The 16276-nt window shown below is 68.6% G+C and carries 23 protein-coding genes; 12 read left to right on the top strand and 11 right to left on the bottom strand.

The window, feature by feature from the left end:
- Positions 1-170 precede the first annotated feature (170 nt).
- Positions 171-344, bottom strand: coding sequence for a hypothetical protein (locus tag E2F49_RS16395; RefSeq protein ID WP_165971195.1), 174 nt, complete (start codon positions 342-344; stop codon positions 171-173).
- Between the two features lie 526 nt (positions 345-870).
- Here E2F49_RS16395 and E2F49_RS10105 point away from each other — a divergent pair.
- From E2F49_RS10105 to E2F49_RS10080, 6 genes are read left to right on the top strand one after another with little or no spacing between them, the layout of a single operon-like run.
- Complete coding sequence (locus E2F49_RS10105; RefSeq protein WP_133393773.1) at positions 871-1722, top strand: STAS domain-containing protein; 852 nt, start codon at positions 871-873, stop codon at positions 1720-1722.
- A gap of 1 nt (position 1723) precedes the next feature.
- Positions 1724-2089: an STAS domain-containing protein gene (locus tag E2F49_RS10100; protein ID WP_133393772.1), complete on the top strand. Its 366-nt coding sequence runs from the start codon at positions 1724-1726 to the stop codon at positions 2087-2089.
- Positions 2086-2484: an anti-sigma regulatory factor gene (locus E2F49_RS10095; RefSeq protein ID WP_055251309.1), complete on the top strand. Its 399-nt coding sequence runs from the start codon at positions 2086-2088 to the stop codon at positions 2482-2484. Before E2F49_RS10100 ends, E2F49_RS10095 begins: the two co-directional genes overlap by 4 nt.
- A complete protein-coding gene (locus E2F49_RS10090; RefSeq protein ID WP_133393771.1) occupies positions 2475-3491 on the top strand; it encodes a SpoIIE family protein phosphatase in 1017 nt (338 codons plus the stop codon). Before E2F49_RS10095 ends, E2F49_RS10090 begins: the two co-directional genes overlap by 10 nt.
- A complete protein-coding gene (locus E2F49_RS10085) occupies positions 3484-4350 on the top strand; it encodes a sensor histidine kinase (RefSeq protein WP_133393770.1) in 867 nt (288 codons plus the stop codon). Before E2F49_RS10090 ends, E2F49_RS10085 begins: the two co-directional genes overlap by 8 nt.
- On the top strand, positions 4337-6253 hold the full coding sequence (locus tag E2F49_RS10080; protein ID WP_133393769.1) for a hybrid sensor histidine kinase/response regulator: 1917 nt from the start codon (positions 4337-4339) through the stop codon (positions 6251-6253). The genes E2F49_RS10085 and E2F49_RS10080 overlap by 14 nt, the downstream gene beginning before the upstream one ends.
- 27 nt (positions 6254-6280) lie before the next feature.
- Here the strand turns inward: E2F49_RS10080 and E2F49_RS10075 are convergent, their stop codons facing one another.
- Positions 6281-6595: a hypothetical protein gene (locus E2F49_RS10075; RefSeq protein ID WP_133393768.1), complete on the bottom strand. Its 315-nt coding sequence runs from the start codon at positions 6593-6595 to the stop codon at positions 6281-6283.
- 255 nt (positions 6596-6850) lie between these two features.
- On the opposite strand from E2F49_RS10075, the gene E2F49_RS10070 reads away from it, so the two are divergent.
- Entirely contained in the window at positions 6851-7489 is a 639-nt protein-coding gene (locus E2F49_RS10070) for a hypothetical protein (RefSeq protein WP_133393767.1), read from the top strand.
- A gap of 18 nt (positions 7490-7507) precedes the next feature.
- Here E2F49_RS10070 and E2F49_RS10065 read toward each other — a convergent pair whose 3' ends face one another.
- Positions 7508-8170 (bottom strand): hemerythrin domain-containing protein, encoded by a 663-nt coding sequence (locus tag E2F49_RS10065; protein ID WP_243713563.1) that lies wholly within the window; start codon positions 8168-8170, stop codon positions 7508-7510.
- Positions 8171-8190: 20 nt separating this feature from the next.
- Entirely contained in the window at positions 8191-8916 is a 726-nt protein-coding gene (locus E2F49_RS10060) for a DUF4142 domain-containing protein (protein ID WP_133393766.1), read from the bottom strand.
- Between the two features lie 179 nt (positions 8917-9095).
- Here E2F49_RS10060 and E2F49_RS10055 point away from each other — a divergent pair, with 179 nt between their 5' ends.
- Positions 9096-9878: an EAL domain-containing protein gene (locus E2F49_RS10055; RefSeq protein WP_425481379.1), complete on the top strand. Its 783-nt coding sequence runs from the start codon at positions 9096-9098 to the stop codon at positions 9876-9878.
- Positions 9879-9882: 4 nt separating this feature from the next.
- Here the strand turns inward: E2F49_RS10055 and E2F49_RS10050 are convergent, their stop codons facing one another.
- The gene (locus tag E2F49_RS10050) at positions 9883-10131 is read right to left on the bottom strand and encodes a hypothetical protein (protein ID WP_165971194.1); all 249 of its coding nucleotides are present in this window, start codon (positions 10129-10131) and stop codon (positions 9883-9885) included.
- Between the two features lie 210 nt (positions 10132-10341).
- On the opposite strand from E2F49_RS10050, the gene E2F49_RS10045 reads away from it, so the two are divergent.
- Positions 10342-10587, top strand: a complete 246-nt coding sequence (locus E2F49_RS10045; protein ID WP_133393764.1) for a hypothetical protein — start codon at positions 10342-10344, stop codon at positions 10585-10587.
- 7 nt (positions 10588-10594) lie between these two features.
- On the opposite strand, the gene E2F49_RS10040 is transcribed toward E2F49_RS10045, so the two are convergent.
- Positions 10595-11755, bottom strand: a complete 1161-nt coding sequence (locus E2F49_RS10040; RefSeq protein WP_133393763.1) for a sensor histidine kinase — start codon at positions 11753-11755, stop codon at positions 10595-10597.
- A gap of 229 nt (positions 11756-11984) precedes the next feature.
- On the opposite strand from E2F49_RS10040, the gene E2F49_RS10035 reads away from it, so the two are divergent.
- The 3 genes from E2F49_RS10035 to E2F49_RS10025 all read left to right on the top strand — a co-directional run bounded on the left by E2F49_RS10035 (position 11985) and on the right by E2F49_RS10025 (position 13468).
- The gene (locus E2F49_RS10035) at positions 11985-12395 is read left to right on the top strand and encodes an H-NS histone family protein (RefSeq protein ID WP_055251333.1); all 411 of its coding nucleotides are present in this window, start codon (positions 11985-11987) and stop codon (positions 12393-12395) included.
- A gap of 88 nt (positions 12396-12483) precedes the next feature.
- Entirely contained in the window at positions 12484-12846 is a 363-nt protein-coding gene (locus tag E2F49_RS10030; RefSeq protein WP_133393762.1) for a hypothetical protein, read from the top strand.
- A gap of 124 nt (positions 12847-12970) precedes the next feature.
- On the top strand, positions 12971-13468 hold the full coding sequence (locus E2F49_RS10025) for a hypothetical protein (RefSeq protein ID WP_133393761.1): 498 nt from the start codon (positions 12971-12973) through the stop codon (positions 13466-13468).
- A 42-nt stretch (positions 13469-13510) separates the two neighbouring features.
- Here the strand turns inward: E2F49_RS10025 and E2F49_RS10020 are convergent, their stop codons facing one another.
- The 5 genes from E2F49_RS10020 to E2F49_RS10005 all read right to left on the bottom strand — a co-directional run bounded on the left by E2F49_RS10020 (position 13511) and on the right by E2F49_RS10005 (position 16243).
- Positions 13511-14050: a pyridoxamine 5'-phosphate oxidase family protein gene (locus E2F49_RS10020; RefSeq protein WP_133393760.1), complete on the bottom strand. Its 540-nt coding sequence runs from the start codon at positions 14048-14050 to the stop codon at positions 13511-13513.
- Positions 14051-14090: 40 nt separating this feature from the next.
- Positions 14091-14306, bottom strand: coding sequence for a hypothetical protein (locus tag E2F49_RS10015; protein WP_133393759.1), 216 nt, complete (start codon positions 14304-14306; stop codon positions 14091-14093).
- 38 nt (positions 14307-14344) lie between these two features.
- Positions 14345-14521 (bottom strand): hypothetical protein, encoded by a 177-nt coding sequence (locus E2F49_RS16390; protein WP_165971193.1) that lies wholly within the window; start codon positions 14519-14521, stop codon positions 14345-14347.
- A 156-nt stretch (positions 14522-14677) separates the two neighbouring features.
- Positions 14678-14992: a hypothetical protein gene (locus E2F49_RS10010; RefSeq protein WP_133393758.1), complete on the bottom strand. Its 315-nt coding sequence runs from the start codon at positions 14990-14992 to the stop codon at positions 14678-14680.
- 135 nt (positions 14993-15127) lie between these two features.
- A complete protein-coding gene (locus E2F49_RS10005; protein ID WP_133393757.1) occupies positions 15128-16243 on the bottom strand; it encodes a saccharopine dehydrogenase family protein in 1116 nt (371 codons plus the stop codon).
- Positions 16244-16276 lie beyond the last annotated feature (33 nt).

The following is a 16276-nucleotide window of genomic DNA, read 5'->3' as shown; positions in this document are numbered from 1 at the left end:
CAGAAGACACGCGAGAACGGACAGGCGCATGGGGCGATTCCGCAAATGAGGTGCGTAACGCCAGCAGCTCGCCCAAGCTGCGCGCACACGTCTGAATCACGTCCGGCGGCGCGTCGACAGCGCTCCGGGTCTGCGTGGATCGATCCGTGCGCGCGCGATCCGGCAGACGCTCAGGCGTCGCCGGCGTCGGTGTCGCGGTTGCCGTTCACGCGCTCCTGTTCGCGCTTCTTCTCTTCGGCGTCCTGCTTGGCCTGGTCGTGATGCCATTTGATGGCGAAATACATGCCCGTGCCGAGCACGACCACCTTGAAGACGATGAAGACGATGGGGAACCAGTCGTACATGGGAATGCGGTCCGGACGGTCACTCGACGCCACGTGACGTGGGGCGTACGCACGACTTCGAAACGCTGCTTCCGGAGTGCGTGTGGCCGGTTCGAACGGTCGTCGAATCGATCGGGACAGACGGCGTCAGGCAGGGTGTCCGGCGCGCAGCGACTGTGTGCTGCGCATTATATCGGCGGGGTCCGCGCGGTGACGCGCTTGGCGGCGTCCTGCGACGTTATGTCGCGCCGCACGGATGCGCGATCTGCCGGCTGCATGCCGGCAGAGAGTGCCCGGTCGGTCCGGCAGTCGCCAGCTTGGAGCCGTGGGGTCGCACGGAGATCCCCCGGGCGATCCGTGCGCGGGAAATCAAATGGCTCGAGGCGCCCTGTGGCGCGGCTCATCACGCAGGCTTCACGGCCACATCCGCCTGCCTTCCAGGCGCTGAAATCACCCGACCGGGACTGTGAATTCAGCTACGCTGCGCATCTTTCCACCGGCGTTCGCGGCCTCGCCCGGCGCCGTCCGCCCATCGCAGGAATTCCGCATGCCCGCTCTCGATCAGCAGACCCTCGACGCCATCCGCAGCCATCAGGACGCCATCATCGAAGCCTGGCTGACCAACCTGACCGCAGGTGCCCAGGACAGCCGCAGTTCGATGCGCGAACTCACCCCGCAGGTGCGCGAGTTCTGGAAGCTCCTGATCGACGCGATGGGCACGACCGATGTCGGCAACCTGCAGGGCCGCGAGTGGGCCGACACGCGCAACTTCCTCGAGGACTTTTCCCGCGACCGCGTGCAGAAGGGTTTCAGCTCCTCGGAAACCGCTAATCTGATCTTCTCCCTCAAGCGGCCGCTGTTCGAGCGCGTGCACGCGACCTACGGCAACGCGCCCGAGCAACTGGGCCGGGAGCTGCTCACGGTGTCGGACCTGCTCGACACGCTGGGCCTGCACACGGTCAAGGCCTACCAGCAGACCCGCGAAGAGGTCATCCAGCGCCAGCAGGAAGAAATGCTGGAACTCTCGACGCCGGTGGTGAAGCTGTGGGAAGGCGTGCTGGCACTGCCGATGATCGGCACGCTCGATTCGCAGCGCACCCAGGTCGTCATGGAATCGCTGCTGCAGCGGATCGTCGAGACCGGTTCGGAGATCGCGATCATCGACATCACCGGTGTGCCCACCGTGGACACGCTGGTGGCGCAGCACCTGCTCAAGACGGTCACCGCGATCCGCCTGATGGGCGCCGACGCGATCATCAGCGGCGTGCGTCCGCAGATCGCGCAGACGATTGTGCATCTGGGGCTGGATCTGCAGGGCATCGTGACCAAGGCCAACCTGGCCGATGCGCTGGCGCTGGCGCTCAAGCGCACCGGCCAGATCGTGACCAAGGCCGTCTGATATGGAGCGCATCCCGATCCTGCAGATGGGTGACGTGCTGCTGGTCACCATCCAGGTCGACATGCACGACCAGCTGGCGTTGCAGCTGCAGGACGATCTCGCCGAACGCATCCGCGCGACATCCGCGCGTGGCGTGCTGATCGAGATTTCCGCGCTCGACATCGTCGATTCCTTCATCGGCCGCATGATCGCGACCATCTCCGCGCAGGCCAGCATCATGGACGCGCGCACGGTGGTGGTGGGCATGCAGCCGGCGGTGGCGATCACGCTGGTCGAACTCAACCTGACCCTGCCCGGCGTGCGCACGGCCCTGAACGTCGAGCGCGGCATGCGGCTGATCCAGCTCGAAGACGACACGCGTCCATGAGCGCAAGCGGCCAGATTCCGGTCCGCACCGAGCAGGACGTCGTGCTCGCACGCCAGGCGGCGCGCCAGGCGGCGGTCGCCTGCGGCCTGCGGCTGGTCGACCAGACCAAGCTGATCACCGCGGCCAGCGAACTGGCCCGCAACGCCGTGGTCTACGGCGGCGGCGGGCACATGCGCTGGGACGCGGCGCAGAACGGCACGCGCCGCGGCGTGCTGCTGGAGTTTGTCGACGACGGTCCGGGCATTCCGGACATCGAACAGGCGCTCACCGACGGCTGGACCTCGGGCAAGGGCATGGGGCTGGGGCTGTCGGGTTCGCGTCGCCTGGTCGACGTGTTCGAACTTGACAGCGCACCCGGCCGCGGCACCCGCGTGACGATCACCAAATGGGCCTGAGCTTCACCGGTCCTGCCACGCGCGTCGTCCCCGTCGAAGAGGTCACGCAGGTCGGTCAGGTGCGTCGCGAGGCGCTGGGCCTGACCACGCTGGCCGGCTTCGACGCGCTCGATGCGGGGCGTGTCGGGTTGGCGGCCACCGAGATCGCCACGAATGTGTTGCGACATGGCGGCGGCGGCCGCGTGTTGCTGTCATTGATCCGCGGCAGCGCGGGCCTGGGCGTGGAGATCTGCGGCGTCGATCGCGGGCCCGGATTCTCGCTGGCGCAGTGCCTGCCAGACGGCTACTCCACCGCCGGCAGCCAGGGCCAGGGACTGGGCGCGATCCAGCGGCAGTCGACGGTCTTCGAGGCCTGGTCCGATGCGGTCGGCGCGGTGGTGCTGTCGCGCATCTACGCTGCCGAATCGCAGGACCGCGATCTGGGCTACGGCGCGCTGCGCGCGCCGATGCGGCACGAATCGGTCTGCGGCGACGGCTGGAGCCTGCGCTGGGACGACGACCGCCTGGTCGCCGCGATCCTCGACGGACTGGGCCACGGCCCGCAGGCCAGCGAGGCCGCCGATCTGGGGCTGTCGGTGATCGCGGAATTCCCCGGGCTCGCGGCCGACGATTACCTCGCGCGCATGCATGCGCGGATGTCGCGCACGCGTGGTGGCGCGGCGGCAGTGTTCTGTCTGGAGGCCGGCAGCGGCCAGGGCACGTTCGCCGGCGCCGGCAACATCGCGGCCACGCTGCTGTCGGGCGCGGTGACCCGGCAATTGCCCTCGCATCCGGGCATCGTCGGTTCCAACTACCGGCGCGCGCAGCCGTTCCGCTTCGACGTACGCCCGGGCAGTCTGCTGCTGATGCACAGCGACGGCCTGCAGACGCGCTGGGACCTCAAGCGGTACGAAGGTCTGCAACACCGGCATCCGGCACTGATCGTGGCGGTGCTGCATCGGGATTTTGATCGCGGACGCGACGACACGGGCATCGTCGCCGTCCGTCTGGAGGCGCCTCATGGCTGAGCACGAAGATCTGGCCGCCGCGCTGCAACGCCAGCAGGCCGAGAATGCCGCGCTGCGCGCGGAACTGGACGAAACCAACCAGGGCGTGCTGGCGCTGTATGCCGAGCTCGACCAGCAGGCCGACCAGCTCAAGGAAGTGTCCGAGCTCAAGAGCCGGTTCCTGTCCTACATGAGCCACGAGTTCCGCACGCCGCTGGGCTCGATCCTCAGCATCACGCGCCTGCTGGAGGACGGCATGGATGGGCCGCTCAACGACGAGCAGCTCAAGCAGGTGCGCTTCATCAGCGCCGGCGCGATCGAACTGCGCGACATGGTCGACGACCTGCTGGATCTGGCGAAGATCGAAGCCGGTCGCATCTCCATCTCGCCGGCGTGGTTCGACCTGATGGACCTGTTCTCGGCATTGCGCGGCATGTTCCGGCCGCTGACCGAAGGCGCGGGCACCGTCGACCTGCGCTTCGAGGCGCCGCCCGAACTGCCGATGCTGTTCACCGACGACAAGAAGCTCGCGCAGATTCTGCGCAACTTCATCTCCAACGCGCTGAAGTTCACGCCGGAAGGTCGCGTGGTGGTGTCGGCGCGTCCGGAAGGCGAGGCGCACATCCGCTTCAGCGTGCGCGACACCGGCATCGGCATTCCTGCGCACATGCTGGACGCGCTGTTCGAGGATTTCGTGCAGGTCGATTCGCCGATCCAGAAGCGCGTGCGCGGCACGGGCCTCGGCCTGGCGCTGTGCAAGCGGTTCGCCGAACTGCTGGGCGGCAGCGTCGGCGTGCAGAGCACGGTGGGCGAGGGCTCGGACTTCCACGTGATCGTGCCGATCAAACTCGAGACGGGAGAGGCCGATGACGCCCGCTGACATCCTCGTGGTCGACGACAACGTCACCACCCGCTATTCCGTCCGCCGCGTGCTCGAACGCTACGGCTACCACGTCGACGAGGCCGGCACCGGCACCGACGGCCTGGCGAAGATCGCACAGCGCAACTACGACGCGCTGGTGCTGGATGTGAACCTGCCGGACATGAGCGGCTTCGACCTGGTGCGCACATTGCGCGCATCGCCGGCGACGGCGCTGTTGCCGGTGGTGCACGTGTCCGCGGCCGCCATCCAGACCGGCGATCTGATCACCGGTCTCGACGCCGGTGCGGACGCCTATCTGATCCATCCGGTCGACCACGACGTGCTGCTGGCCACGCTGCGCACCCTGCTGCGCGTGCGACGCACGGAAGAAGCGCTGCTCAGCAGCGAGGCCCGGTTCCGCGAAATCTTCGAGAACATCGGCGCGCCGATCGCCGCGGTCTCCGAAACGCTGGAGGTCCGCGACGCCAACCCGGCGTTCGCCAAGCTGCTCGCCGAGGCGGGCGTGGACGGATTGCCGGCGCTGTTCGGCCAGCAACCGGTGACCGGTCTGCAGGAGGCGCTGCGCAACGACGCCAGCTGGCGCGGACTGTTCACGCTGCACATGCCCGGCGGGCCGCGGATCACCGAGTGGCGCGTGACGCCCTACAACGAGCACGGCGTGGGCCTGTTGTACGTCGAGGACCAGACCGAACAGTTCGCACGCGAGGAAGCGCACCGCATCCAGCTCGATTCGGCGACGACCGAACTCGCGGTGCAGATCGCCGAGCGCCAGCGCACCGAGATCGAGCTGCAGCAGGCGCGCAAGATGGATTCGCTGGGCAAGCTGACCGGCGGAATCGCCCATGATTTCAACAACATGCTCACCGGCATCATCGGTGCGCTGGACATGATCAACACCTCGCTCGAACGCGAGCGGCTCGACCGCATTCCGCGCTACGTCGAACTGGGTCTCAACTCCGCGATGCGCGCCGCGGCGCTGACCCAGCGCATGCTGGCCTTCGCGCGCAAGCAGTCGCTCGACACCGCGTCCTTCGACATCGGCGCACGCGTGCGCGCGCTGTCGGACCTGTTCGCCCAGTCCATCGGCGAGAACGTGCGGTTGTCGTTCGATCTGCCCGACGAGGGGCTCTGCGTCGTGGCCGATCCCGACCAGCTCGACAACGTGCTGTTGAATCTGGTGATCAACGCGCGCGACGCGCTCAATCGCCACGGACACATCACGATTGCCGCCAGGCCCACGTCGCTGGCCGCGACCGGCGACCTCGCTGCCGGTGACTACGTCAGCGTATGCGTGACCGACGATGGCCCGGGCATTCCGGCCGACATCGTCAACAAGGTGTTCGAGCCGTTCTTCACCACCAAGCCGATCGGCGAGGGTACGGGTCTGGGCCTGTCGATGACCTACGGCTTCGCCCGCCAGAGCGGCGGCACCGCGCGCGTGCACAGCACCGTCGGCCAGGGCACGACGATCGAACTGCTGATCCCGCGTGGCGAAGTGCCGCAGGCGACGGTCGCGCAGGACGATGCAGCGCCGGCGGGCGGCGTCGAGCGCATCCTGCTGGTCGACGACGACGCGTCGGTGCGCGCGATGACGCTCGAAGCGCTGGTCGATGCCGGTTACGACGCCGTCGCCTGCGCCGATGGCGATGCCGCACTGGTCGCGCTCGCCGAACACCGCTTCAGCCTGCTGCTGACCGATGTCGGCCTGCCCGGCATCAGCGGCCGCGAACTCGCCGACCGCGCGCGCGAGCAGCAGCCCGGCATCCGCGTGCTCTTCATCACCGGCTATGCCGAGAATGCGCAGAACCGGCAGGCCTTCCTCGGCGAAGGCATGGACATGCTGCCCAAGCCGTTCAACCTCAACACGCTGCTGCGGACGGTGCGTCAGAACCTGGGGTGACCGCTGGCGGGCGCGCGTGTCGCCGGCTCAGGGCGCAGGCTCGGCCGCCTCGCCGCCGGCATCGGGTGCGGGCTCGGGCGCAAGCTCGGACAGGAACTCCGAGACCGCCTCGATACCCGCCTGCAGCGGACCGCCTTCGTCGATGCCGTAGCTCGCGCGCACCTGTGCGAGTTCCGATTCGACCCACGGGCGGAACTCTTCGGACACCAGATCGCGGACCGCGCGGGCGGTGTGGTCATACGCCGCGAACAGCGTTTCGGCCGACGCGCTCAGACGCGTGAGCCGGTCGAGCTCCTCGGCAAGTTCTGCGAGCGACGCAGCTGCGTATTCGCGCGTGTGCATGTCGGACTCCGGTGCGCCCCTGTGCGCACCGCGATCTTAGAGGCAGACACCCGGACGCAAACGTCGCGACGGCCTATCGACCGCGAGGTCGTTCATTCGCCGTGCGGCTGAACAGGCAATTGGCACCGTGGATGCGCAGAAACTGCGCGCATCGAGCCGGCCTGGATCCGTGCAGGTCGCAATCCTCCGGGATTCGCGCCACGCGAACCGCGCGCGCGACACAGTGCCGGCCCGCCTCATTCCCCACGCCCGACGATGCTGCAGTCCCTGCTCGATTACGCACCCCTGACCTCCGCGGCCATGGCCGGACTCACGGCCTTGATCTGGGTGGTCTATCTGACCGCGTTCCTGGCCAGCTACCGCCGCCAGCGCCGGCCGTCGATCCTGATCACGTCGGGCGCCGGACGCGGCATGGCGGCGCATTGCCTGGTCACCAATCTGGGCCTGGAGCCGATCTATCTGCTCGACATCATGCTCGACCTCACGCGTCCCGACGGCAGTCGCGTCCGTGCGGTGATCCCCGAGCGCAACGAGCGTCTGCCCGGCGACGATCAGGCGGGACTCGACGAGGCGCGCGGGGCGACGAATGTCGGTCCGCTGCGCAGTGGCGAGGAGATCGACATCGGTCGCTTCCGCACGCTGATCGAGCGCGCCTGCGCCGAGAATCCGGACGTGCAGGCGGACATGCCGTTGTCGCACCTGGAAGTCACCGTGGTCACGATCACCGCCGCCGGCGCCGCCTTGTGCGCGGCCTCGCGCGGTTATCGCGTCGAGACCCGCGTCGGCGTCACGCGGCTGTGCGCGACCAGCATCAAGGCCACACAGATCCAAGGGCCGTTCGCGCGGCGTCGGCTCGCGCGAGAACTGGCGCAGCGCCTCGGCACGTGGCGCTGACCCGCATCAGGCTCGCGCTCAGCCCGGCGCCTTGGGGTTGCGGACGATCGACTTCAGCGCGGTCTTGGCCTTGGCATGGAAGGTCAGCCCGGCGGCCGCGGGCGAGGCTTTCCACGCTTCGTACTGTTCGTCGAGCTCGGCGCGCTCGGCGGGCGTGAAGAGCTGCCGCGCGGCCTTGAACATCTCGCTTTCCTCTTCGTCGGCGTGATGGGTGATGAACTCGGACAGCACCTTGACCGAACCGGCGAACTGGCGGGAGGTCTTGTCGGCGGCATGCAGGTCCGGCAGCACGGTCAGCTCGACGGCGCGATGTTCCTGGATGGCTTCGGCGTGCTGCAAAAGCTGGTCGTGCGAGGCGCGCTCGGCGAAGGCCGGATAGAACACCAGCTCCTCCCACTTGGCGTGCGGAATCAGGTTCGCCTCGATCTTCTGCAGCAGTTCGGTGCGCTTCTTCTCGGCCCGGTCGGTGGTCGCATTGATCTGCTCGAACAAGGACCGCAGCGTGTCGTGCTCGTCGGCAAGGGTCTTGAGGATGTCGCGCATCGGACTGGCTCCAGGCTGGTCGGGGATTCCCCAGCAGATGCTGTGCGGCGCGCGGCAAACGTGAATTTTTTCGACGCGCGCAAAGCGGCGTCCGATACGCACGGAGGCGCCGCGCGATGCAGGCGGGCGCGCCTGCATCGCGTGGCAGGGCGCTGTCGTCAGCGCGCCTTCTGCAGTTCGCGCGCGGTGTCCAGATGCGCGGCGACGGCGTCGCGGGTGTCGCGCAGGTGACGGCCGACGCCTTCGTGCGTCGCCGTCGGCAGCAGCGCATCGATCTTCGTCAGCGCGCCCTCGTGGCCCTTGACCATCGCCTCCAGCCACGCCGCGGCGAACGCGTCGCCGTCGAGCGCGGCGAGGCGCTTGCGCTCGGCGTCGTGCTGCTGGCGCATCGCGTCGATCCCGGGATCGGCGGGGCGTTCGTCATGTGCGCCAGCGTGCGTGTCTTCCGGAGGCGAGGCTTCCGTCGATCCGGTCACGGCCGGCGTGCGCGCCGCCTGCGCGGCGTACTCGCCCCGCACGCCGGCATCGAGCAGCCGACGCGTCGCGTCGAGGTTGCGCGTGTGGTCGTCGCGCAGCGTCTCCGCATACGCCCGCAGATCGCCCTCGACGTTCTTCGACAGGGCATCTTCCGAAGCGGCGATTTCGTGGGCATCGATCGCCTCGACGGTCATCAGCGCCTTGCGGTCGACATCCGCCAGTTGCCCCGCGCCCGTCATCGCGCCGTCAGCCGCCGAGCCATCGGTGTCGCGCGCGTTCGCAGGTCCCTGTTCGACGGCCGTGGTCTCGACGTCCAGACCGGTCGTGTCGTTCGCCGGGTCCTGGTTGTTGCACGCGGACAGGCCGAGCGTCAGCGCGGCGGCGAGCAGGGTGATGCGGGTCTTCATGGCGGCGTCCTCGTGGGTGGGCACGCGAGCCTAGGCCTGCAGCGCAGGGGCCGAAGTGAAATCCCTGCAGCGCGACGCCGGTCCGATGTGCGGTAACGCACACAGTCCGCTCCTGTGCGTCTATACAGTCGTCGACGGGACGCGTCGCGTACCTGCGCTTTCGGGGACATGCCGTGTATCTGGACAAATTGCTGGGCGGTGCGCCCGTTCCGCCGCCCTGTCGCGCCTGCAGCGGCGACGACCGGCTCGAATTCGACTTCCGCATGGCCTTCCAGCCCATCGTGGACGCGCGAGACCGCTCGATCTTCGGCTACGAAGCGCTGGTGCGGACGCCGGACGGCGGCGGCGCGGCCGACGTGATCGCGCAGGTACGGCCCGAACAGCTGTACCGCTTCGACCAGTCGTGCCGGGTGCGCGCCATCGAGACGGCGGCCCGCCTGGAGCTGCGCCAGCGGTTGTCGATCAACTTCTTTCCCAATGCCGTCTACGAGCCGGCGACCTGCATCCGGCTGACGCTGATGGCCGCGCAGACCTACGGCTTTCCGACCGAGAAGCTGATCTTCGAGACCGCCGAGTCCGAGCAGGTGCAGGACCGCGCGCATCTGATGCGCATCTTCCGCGACTACCGCAGCCGTGGCTTCCTGACCGCGATCGACGATTTCGGCGCCGGCTATGCGGGCCTGAGTCTGCTCGCCGATTTCCAGCCGGACCTGCTGAAGCTGGACATCGCACTGGTGCGCGGCATCGACCGCGACGCCGCGCGCAGTGCGATCGTGCGCGGCATGGTGCAGATCGCCGATGCGCTGGGCTGCACGCTGCTGGCCGAGGGTGTGGAGACCGTCGAGGAATACCGGCACCTGCGCGCGCTGGGCGTGCCGCTGTACCAGGGCTACCTGTTCGGCCGGCCCCTGCTCGAAACGCTGGGCACGCTGACGCCCGCGGACTGGGACGCGCTGGACTGACGCCTCAGGCGGCGACGCGGTCGGCGCTGGTGAGACCGGGGGCCAGCGTCATCGCCAGTTGCCGCGCGGCCTCGATGCCCGCGGCGTTGGCCACCGCGCAGGTCTCGAACGTGTCGCCGGCGAAGACGGTGGCGACGGGATCGATATCGCCGGGCGCGTGCACGAAACCCTCCGACTGCCAGAGGTCGGGCTGACGGGTCGAGCGGCCGACGACCGCGACGAGCTGATAGGTGCCTTCGGTCTGCATGTCCAAGCGCCATCGTGGGGATGTGGGCGCGAGTAGGACATGCGGCGCATCAAGGCCGCCCTCACGGCGTTGAACATTCAGGTCGCGCGCTCGAAGCGGACACGGTAAGCGGGTGCGGCCGTCGACACGCGTCAGCCCGTGACGCGGCGCGCACATCTTGCGCACGGGGCCGCGACACATGGCGGCCTACGGTCGGCCCATTCTCTGGAGTCCGCCATGGAACACGACCAGCTCATCGCGACAATCGACGATCTCGACAAGGAGCTTGGGCGCCACGGCGACGGCGAAGACGGCAGGCTTCGCAAGATCGTCTGCTTCTGCAACACCTCGCTCGCGCTGCACGAAGGACTGGACGAGGCGGGTCGGCACCGGGTCAACGCGCGCCTGCACGGCGTCGCGAAGAAACATGGACTGCCGGACGAATGCGTGCTCGCCTATCCGGGGCACGGCGCGCCCTGCTGAAAGCGCCTCAGGCGTCGACCATCGGCGCGGCCGCGGTATCGCCCTTGCGGGCCACACCATCACGCGGCAGCAGGATCGAGAACGTCGTCAGGCCGTCCGCGGACGCCGCATCGACACTGCCGCCATGCGCACGCGCGATCTCGCGCACCAGGAACAGACCCAGCCCCAGGCTGACCTCTTCGCTGCTCTTGGCCTTGTTCGAGCCCCGACGCAGCGGATCGAACATGACCCGCCGCGCATCGTCGCTCAGCGGCGCGCCGTGGTTGGTCACCGCGACCAGCACGTGGTCGTCCTGGCCCTTGACCTCGATCGTGACCGCGGTGTCCTGCTCGCCGTACTTCGCGGCATTCGTGGCCAGGTTGTGCAGCGCCTCGCGCACGCGCGACGTGTCGAACCGGCCGTGCGTGTCGCCGTGCGATTCGAAGTGGAGGGTCGTGTCGGGCAACGCGGCACGCAGGAGTTCGGCCTCCTCGGCAAGCGCGGGCGCGAGCTCGCAGTCCCGCGCGTGGATCACCATGCCGTCGCCGAGTTTGCTACGGCTGTAACGCAGCAGGTCGTCGAGCAGCTGGGTCATGCGCAGCCCGCCGGCCAGGATGCGATCGACCTGCCGCGCGTGCGGGGTCTCGCGCAGCTTGCTCGCCAGCACGTCGGCCGAGAACACCACCGCAGTGAGCGGGCCGCGCAGATCGTGCCCCAGCGCGCCGAGGAAGATCTGCCGCCAGGATTCCACCTCCGACGAAAATTCCGCCAGGGATTCGGCCACCGCCTGGTCGATCGCTTCGTTGAAACGCACCAAGTCCTCAATGGACTCGGTGACCAGCGCCGAGTCCTCCGCCCACAAGCGCAGCACCGCGGCGCGCAGCGCACGGTACTCGGCGATCATCTGATTGATGCCGAAGCCGGCGATCGCGCGCGTGCGCCCGTGATAGGTGGCCGCCGTCTCCGGGCCGGCCTTGGCAGGCGCGCGTCCCTCGGACTTGATGTGCTGCTGGGTCGCGGTCTGTGCGGTCCGCAGATCGCCGACGACGGCCTTGAGGATCTCCGGCAGATGGTTGCGCAGTTCCTTCTCGCTGAAGGCCACGCCGGCAGGCGCCTGCGTCCGGGCGAAGGCAATGGCACCTTCGAGAATCCGGTCCAGATGCTGTTCGATGAAGTCGGCGAGGCGCATGGTGAGTCATGGGTCGGCGGCTGACGGGATGCTAGCCCACTGCGACGCGCGCGTCCGTACGGATTCGACATCGCCGTGCATGTACGTCAGCACCGACATGCCGGATGCGGCCGGGGCGCGACTGCGGCAGGCGGCCCCTGACGGGCAGACACCAGGACCTCCGCCGCATGGCGGGTGTCCATTGCGGGAACGCTTGACACCCGCCCGGCCCGCCCCGACGCTCCCCGCCATGAAGATCGATGTCGACGCGCTGACCTCGCGCGAGCTGGATGCCCTCATTGCCGCCGCCGAAAAGCGCAGGGCGCTGCTGGCGCGTCGCCGGCCCATCGCGGTGGTCCGCGCCGAACTGATCGCCTTCGCGGCCGACTGCGGCTACCGCATCGAAGAGCTCGTCGGCACGCAGGCGACGCAGGCCGCGCCGCGGAAGGCGGCGAGACGCAAGTCCGGCAAGGTGGCGGCGAAGTACCGCGACCCGCACAACCGGCGCAACACCTGGTCCGGTCGCGGCCGCATGCCGCTGTGGCTGGTGTCGAAGACCCGGCAGGGCCTGAGCGCGGCCGACTTCCTGATCCCCGGGTTGGCGAAGCCCACCGCCAACACCCGCGCCATCGGCCAGAAGACCGTCTTCAAGGGCGGCTGATCGATCGGACTGCAGCGGCTGCAGCGTCGCTGCCCATCGGCGCCGCGTCATCTCAGCTTCTGCGCCGGCGTGGCGACACGCTGTCGCCGTGGACTGGCAGACCGACCCCTTGTTGCGCGAGGAGATCACCGTGGCCCGGCGGGCGCCGCGGGCGATTCCGATGCAGTACGCCTGGAGCCCCTGCGCCGGCATGACCCTGCTGACCTGGAAGGGTCACGCCGTCGGCGCTGTGTACTCCGACGGCCGCTACTGGCTGAAATGGCGCCGCCGGGAACACGTCGGCACGGCGGCCTCGCCCGGCCAGGCCCGACGTTTCATGGCGCGCTGGCTGCACGCCCACCGCCACCTCGCGCCGCTGCTGGACGCCGATCTGCCGCCGAAGACCCTGGTGCCGTTGCAGGAATTCCTGCGCGACTACGACACCCGCGTCGGCGGTCACGCGCGGGCCTGAAGTAATCGGCAGGGCTCCATAGCGTCCGGACCGGCAGGGGATTACGATGCGGACGCACGGCGAGGACTGCCGGCGCAAGAACGGCGTCATCGGCGCCTCGAACAGCGGTCATGGAGGACACGCGATGTTGGGAAAGCTCGTGCTGGGCATGGTGCTGGTGGTCGGTGGCGTGGTGGCCTACGAACACTCCAAGCGCATCGACGAATCACAGGTGCGCGCCCACATGGAAGCGTCACTCGCCGCGACCCGGACGTTCGACAGCCGCTTCGTCTGCGACGCGATGGCGCACGACTTCAGCCTGCACATGATCGAACATGTCGCCGACCCCGGCGCGCGCATCGCGACGTTGCGCGAGGACGGCTGCAGGAACGTGCGTGAGGCGTTTTCGATCATGCGTTCGCTGTCCGAGCGGACCGGCGGCTTGCTGGCGCTGGACCTCAGTTACGCGATCACCCGCATCGACATCGCTCCGGGCGGCCGCCATGCGATGGTCGAGACGACCAGTACGGTCAAGCTGGGTCCGCGCCTGCTGATGCGCACGCGTTCGAAGGAGCGGCTGTCGACGTGGCTGTGGCGCGTGCGTTCGCACGGTGGCGAAGGACAGAGCTGGACCTATCTCTGAGCGACGGTGATGCCGCGGGCGGCATCACCGCAGCCGTCTGCATCACGGCGTGACGTTGCCTTCGATCGAATCGTCGAGCGTGCGGCCGATGGCGGCGCCGATCGCCATCTTCGTCGCGGCGACGAAATCGCCGTGCTTGTTGTCCCAGTAGTAGCCGGTGGTCGGCGTCACCTTGATCACCGTGATGCGCGCGTCGTCCTTGCCGTCGGTGAACCAGGTTTTCATGATCGGGCTCCACAGCGCATCGATCTTCGCCTTGTCGCGGCTGATGCTGGCGTGGCCGTCGAGGGCGAGAAAGCCCGAATGTTTGGACGACTGCAGATACAGGCGCACAGCAGGGTCGGCCTGGATCTCGGCATTCTTGCGGCTGTCCGCACTGCTGAGAAACCACAGCGCACCGTCGTCGTCGGCCTGTTCGATCGACATCGGACGCGTACCGCCGGTGTCGCTGTCGGACAGTGGGTTGGTGCAGAAGAAGCAGGACTCCGCGTCTTCGGACATGTCGCGGATGCGAGTGATCGCGTCCCGCGCGCTGAGGTCTTCGCGATTGTGCTCGGGCTGGTTGCGGTTGATGGAATCCATCGATGGCTCCGTTGAAAAGTTTTTTTGATGAGGCTGCGACTCAGGACGTGCGTCGCGTCCCTGCGCTGGGCGTGACGTCGCCTTGCGGCTCATCCTCCGTGATCGCGTCGTCGTCGGTATCGACGTCCCTGGTGGCGTCGGCGGCGGTGTCGTCGTCGTGGGCATCCGCGGCGATCGCGGCGCTGGTCCGGTTCTGGAACGCGCGGTAGGCGAAGTAGCCCAGCGCGCCGACGGTGGCGATTCTCAGAAGTCCCATGGTGTTGTCTCCGTGGTGGAAAAGAGCGGGTGGTTGGGTCAGTCCGGCGTGCCCGGCGACGCCTCGTCGTCGGGCACGTCGGTCGTGTGGTCGGACGGCGTGTCGCGGCCCGGCGCGCCGGTCTGACCGGGCTGCGCGTCGCCGTGGTCCGGACGGCGGCCCGGCTGCGTGAGATCGGTGTCGTCGTTCGAGGGCGTCGTGTTCGGCTGCGACATCGGAGGTGTCCGGTGTGGAGGGGAGACGCGACGCTGCCCGCCCCGTCGTGAAACCGGAGCGAGGCGCGTGCATTCAGTCATCGGCTCCTCTCGCGCGGACAGGCGCGTTTCATCTGCGCGTGTATCGCGTGACGGCAGGCGACGCAGGCGTCCACTTCAGTCGAGCGAGGCGAACCAGTCGGCGTAAGGTGTGTTCTTCGCAAGACGCCGGTTGTAGTCCGGCGCGCCGTCGGTCCACCACACCGGCCCGCGCTCGCCGAGTGTATGTTTGGCCGCATCGACGGCGCGACGCGCGCGGGCAAGCGCGTCTGCGTCCTGCGTCTGCCGCGCATGTTTGACCGCGCGTCGCGCGTCCATCAGCGCGGACACGGCGTCACGCCTCGCATCGTCCGACAGTGCGGGATTGCTCGCGCGCCACAGCCGTCCGCGCACGACCAGATACCGGCCGTCGGGCGTCAGCGGCGCGGACATGGGCGAATGTGGAAAACACGGGCAGGACGCATGGCACGCCCAGCGTTCCCGCAAGGCCGCAGCGTGCGCGTGAAGCGCGCATGTCGAACCGGTCGCCGCGTTTCGGCGATCAATAGATCAAGGTCGTCTTTGCCGTCAGCATGGCCTGGGCTCGTCCTCGACGTCTGTGACCATGCCCCACTTCGCGAATTCCGGCGCGAAGGCGTTCAATTGCAGCTGGCCGGCAGCGGTATACGCGCCGGGCATCAGGGCCTCGCCCGTTGCGAATCGTCTGGCAAGCAGGATGGTCGCCATGCACGGAATCTCGGGGCCGTGGTCGTCATCGGTGGCGATGTGCCAGGCGCGGCATGCGGGACGGCCGTATGCGTCGAGACCATCGATACGCGCGACCATGCCGCCGAGCGCAGTGCCGAAGGGGTCGGCCAGTGCGCTGACGCGATCGAGCAGGCCGGCAAGACGTTCGGGCCGCGGCAGCAGACCGGCGCGATGCAGGGCGGCGATGCCCGCGAACGCGCGCTGGGTGGCCCCCACTTCGAGCGCGGCGCGGAACATCACCGTGTCGCGCACGCGATAGCGCGCGGGGAACAGCTCGAGATCGGGGATGTCGCACAGCGCGCCGATGCGCGGTTGCAGGCGTTTGAAGCGGACGTGGGTGGGCGTGGCCCAGCCGGGCGCCTGCGTCCATGTTCCGTCCCGCCAGATGTCGATCGGTTTGCCGCAGTAGCTCAGTACCGCGGCCAGCGTGGCCCGGCCGCGTGGTGCGGTCTGCGCAGGTGCAATGCAGATGTCGATCGCATGCAGGGCCTGCCAGCCTTCGGACAGATGCTCGATCACCGCCGACGACAGCGCCGGCACCGTGCTCGCCCCGGTAATCGCGACGCGCCCGGCGGCCGCGAAGCTGTCCTGCAATGCGGCGGGGAAATCGCAGACGAAGCGGCGGCCGTCGGCCAGGTCGATGTAGTGCGCACCGGCGCGCGCGGCGGCCCGCGCGACGGCGTAGCCCTGTGCCTGGAAAGGACCTGCGGTGTGGATGACCAGGCCGACGCCGAGCGCCGCGAGCGCTCGCGGAAAGTCATGGGCCGCGATGTCGATGGCGACACCGCGGGCGCTGCCGCCCAGCGCGTCGGCAAACGTCTGCGCGCGTTGCGCATCCCGTCCGGCCACCAGCAGCTCGATCAGTGGATCCTGCGCGAGCGCCCGGCAGATGCGGGCGCCGAAGTTGCCGTAACCACCCAGGACCAGAGTTTTCATCGTGCTCCCGGCGCTGCGCCGCTACGGACATGA

Origin of the sequence: Luteimonas terrae, assembly GCF_004358165.1 — a bacterium.
Taxonomy (GTDB): Bacteria; Pseudomonadota; Gammaproteobacteria; order Xanthomonadales; family Xanthomonadaceae; genus Luteimonas; species Luteimonas terrae.
This window is presented reverse-complemented; position numbering and strand designations above follow the sequence as displayed.

Excerpts from the sequence above, each read along its gene's own strand:
- E2F49_RS16395 (WP_165971195.1), bottom strand. The coding sequence starts at position 344 with ATGTACGACTGGTTCCCCATCGTCTTCATCGTCTTCAAGGTGGTCGTG.
- E2F49_RS10105 (WP_133393773.1), top strand. The coding sequence starts at position 871 with ATGCCCGCTCTCGATCAGCAGACCCTCGACGCCATCCGCAGCCATCAG.
- E2F49_RS10100 (WP_133393772.1), top strand. The coding sequence starts at position 1,724 with ATGGAGCGCATCCCGATCCTGCAGATGGGTGACGTGCTGCTGGTCACC.
- E2F49_RS10095 (WP_055251309.1), top strand. The coding sequence starts at position 2,086 with ATGAGCGCAAGCGGCCAGATTCCGGTCCGCACCGAGCAGGACGTCGTG.
- E2F49_RS10090 (WP_133393771.1), top strand. The coding sequence starts at position 2,475 with ATGGGCCTGAGCTTCACCGGTCCTGCCACGCGCGTCGTCCCCGTCGAA.
- E2F49_RS10085 (WP_133393770.1), top strand. The coding sequence starts at position 3,484 with ATGGCTGAGCACGAAGATCTGGCCGCCGCGCTGCAACGCCAGCAGGCC.
- E2F49_RS10080 (WP_133393769.1), top strand. The coding sequence starts at position 4,337 with ATGACGCCCGCTGACATCCTCGTGGTCGACGACAACGTCACCACCCGC.
- E2F49_RS10075 (WP_133393768.1), bottom strand. The coding sequence starts at position 6,595 with ATGCACACGCGCGAATACGCAGCTGCGTCGCTCGCAGAACTTGCCGAG.
- E2F49_RS10070 (WP_133393767.1), top strand. The coding sequence starts at position 6,851 with ATGCTGCAGTCCCTGCTCGATTACGCACCCCTGACCTCCGCGGCCATG.
- E2F49_RS10065 (WP_243713563.1), bottom strand. The coding sequence starts at position 8,170 with ATGCAGGCGCGCCCGCCTGCATCGCGCGGCGCCTCCGTGCGTATCGGA.
- E2F49_RS10060 (WP_133393766.1), bottom strand. The coding sequence starts at position 8,916 with ATGAAGACCCGCATCACCCTGCTCGCCGCCGCGCTGACGCTCGGCCTG.
- E2F49_RS10045 (WP_133393764.1), top strand. The coding sequence starts at position 10,342 with ATGGAACACGACCAGCTCATCGCGACAATCGACGATCTCGACAAGGAG.
- E2F49_RS10040 (WP_133393763.1), bottom strand. The coding sequence starts at position 11,755 with ATGCGCCTCGCCGACTTCATCGAACAGCATCTGGACCGGATTCTCGAA.
- E2F49_RS10035 (WP_055251333.1), top strand. The coding sequence starts at position 11,985 with ATGAAGATCGATGTCGACGCGCTGACCTCGCGCGAGCTGGATGCCCTC.
- E2F49_RS10025 (WP_133393761.1), top strand. The coding sequence starts at position 12,971 with ATGTTGGGAAAGCTCGTGCTGGGCATGGTGCTGGTGGTCGGTGGCGTG.
- E2F49_RS10020 (WP_133393760.1), bottom strand. The coding sequence starts at position 14,050 with ATGGATTCCATCAACCGCAACCAGCCCGAGCACAATCGCGAAGACCTC.
- E2F49_RS10015 (WP_133393759.1), bottom strand. The coding sequence starts at position 14,306 with ATGGGACTTCTGAGAATCGCCACCGTCGGCGCGCTGGGCTACTTCGCC.
- E2F49_RS16390 (WP_165971193.1), bottom strand. The coding sequence starts at position 14,521 with ATGTCGCAGCCGAACACGACGCCCTCGAACGACGACACCGATCTCACG.
- E2F49_RS10010 (WP_133393758.1), bottom strand. The coding sequence starts at position 14,992 with ATGTCCGCGCCGCTGACGCCCGACGGCCGGTATCTGGTCGTGCGCGGA.
- E2F49_RS10005 (WP_133393757.1), bottom strand. The coding sequence starts at position 16,243 with ATGAAAACTCTGGTCCTGGGTGGTTACGGCAACTTCGGCGCCCGCATC.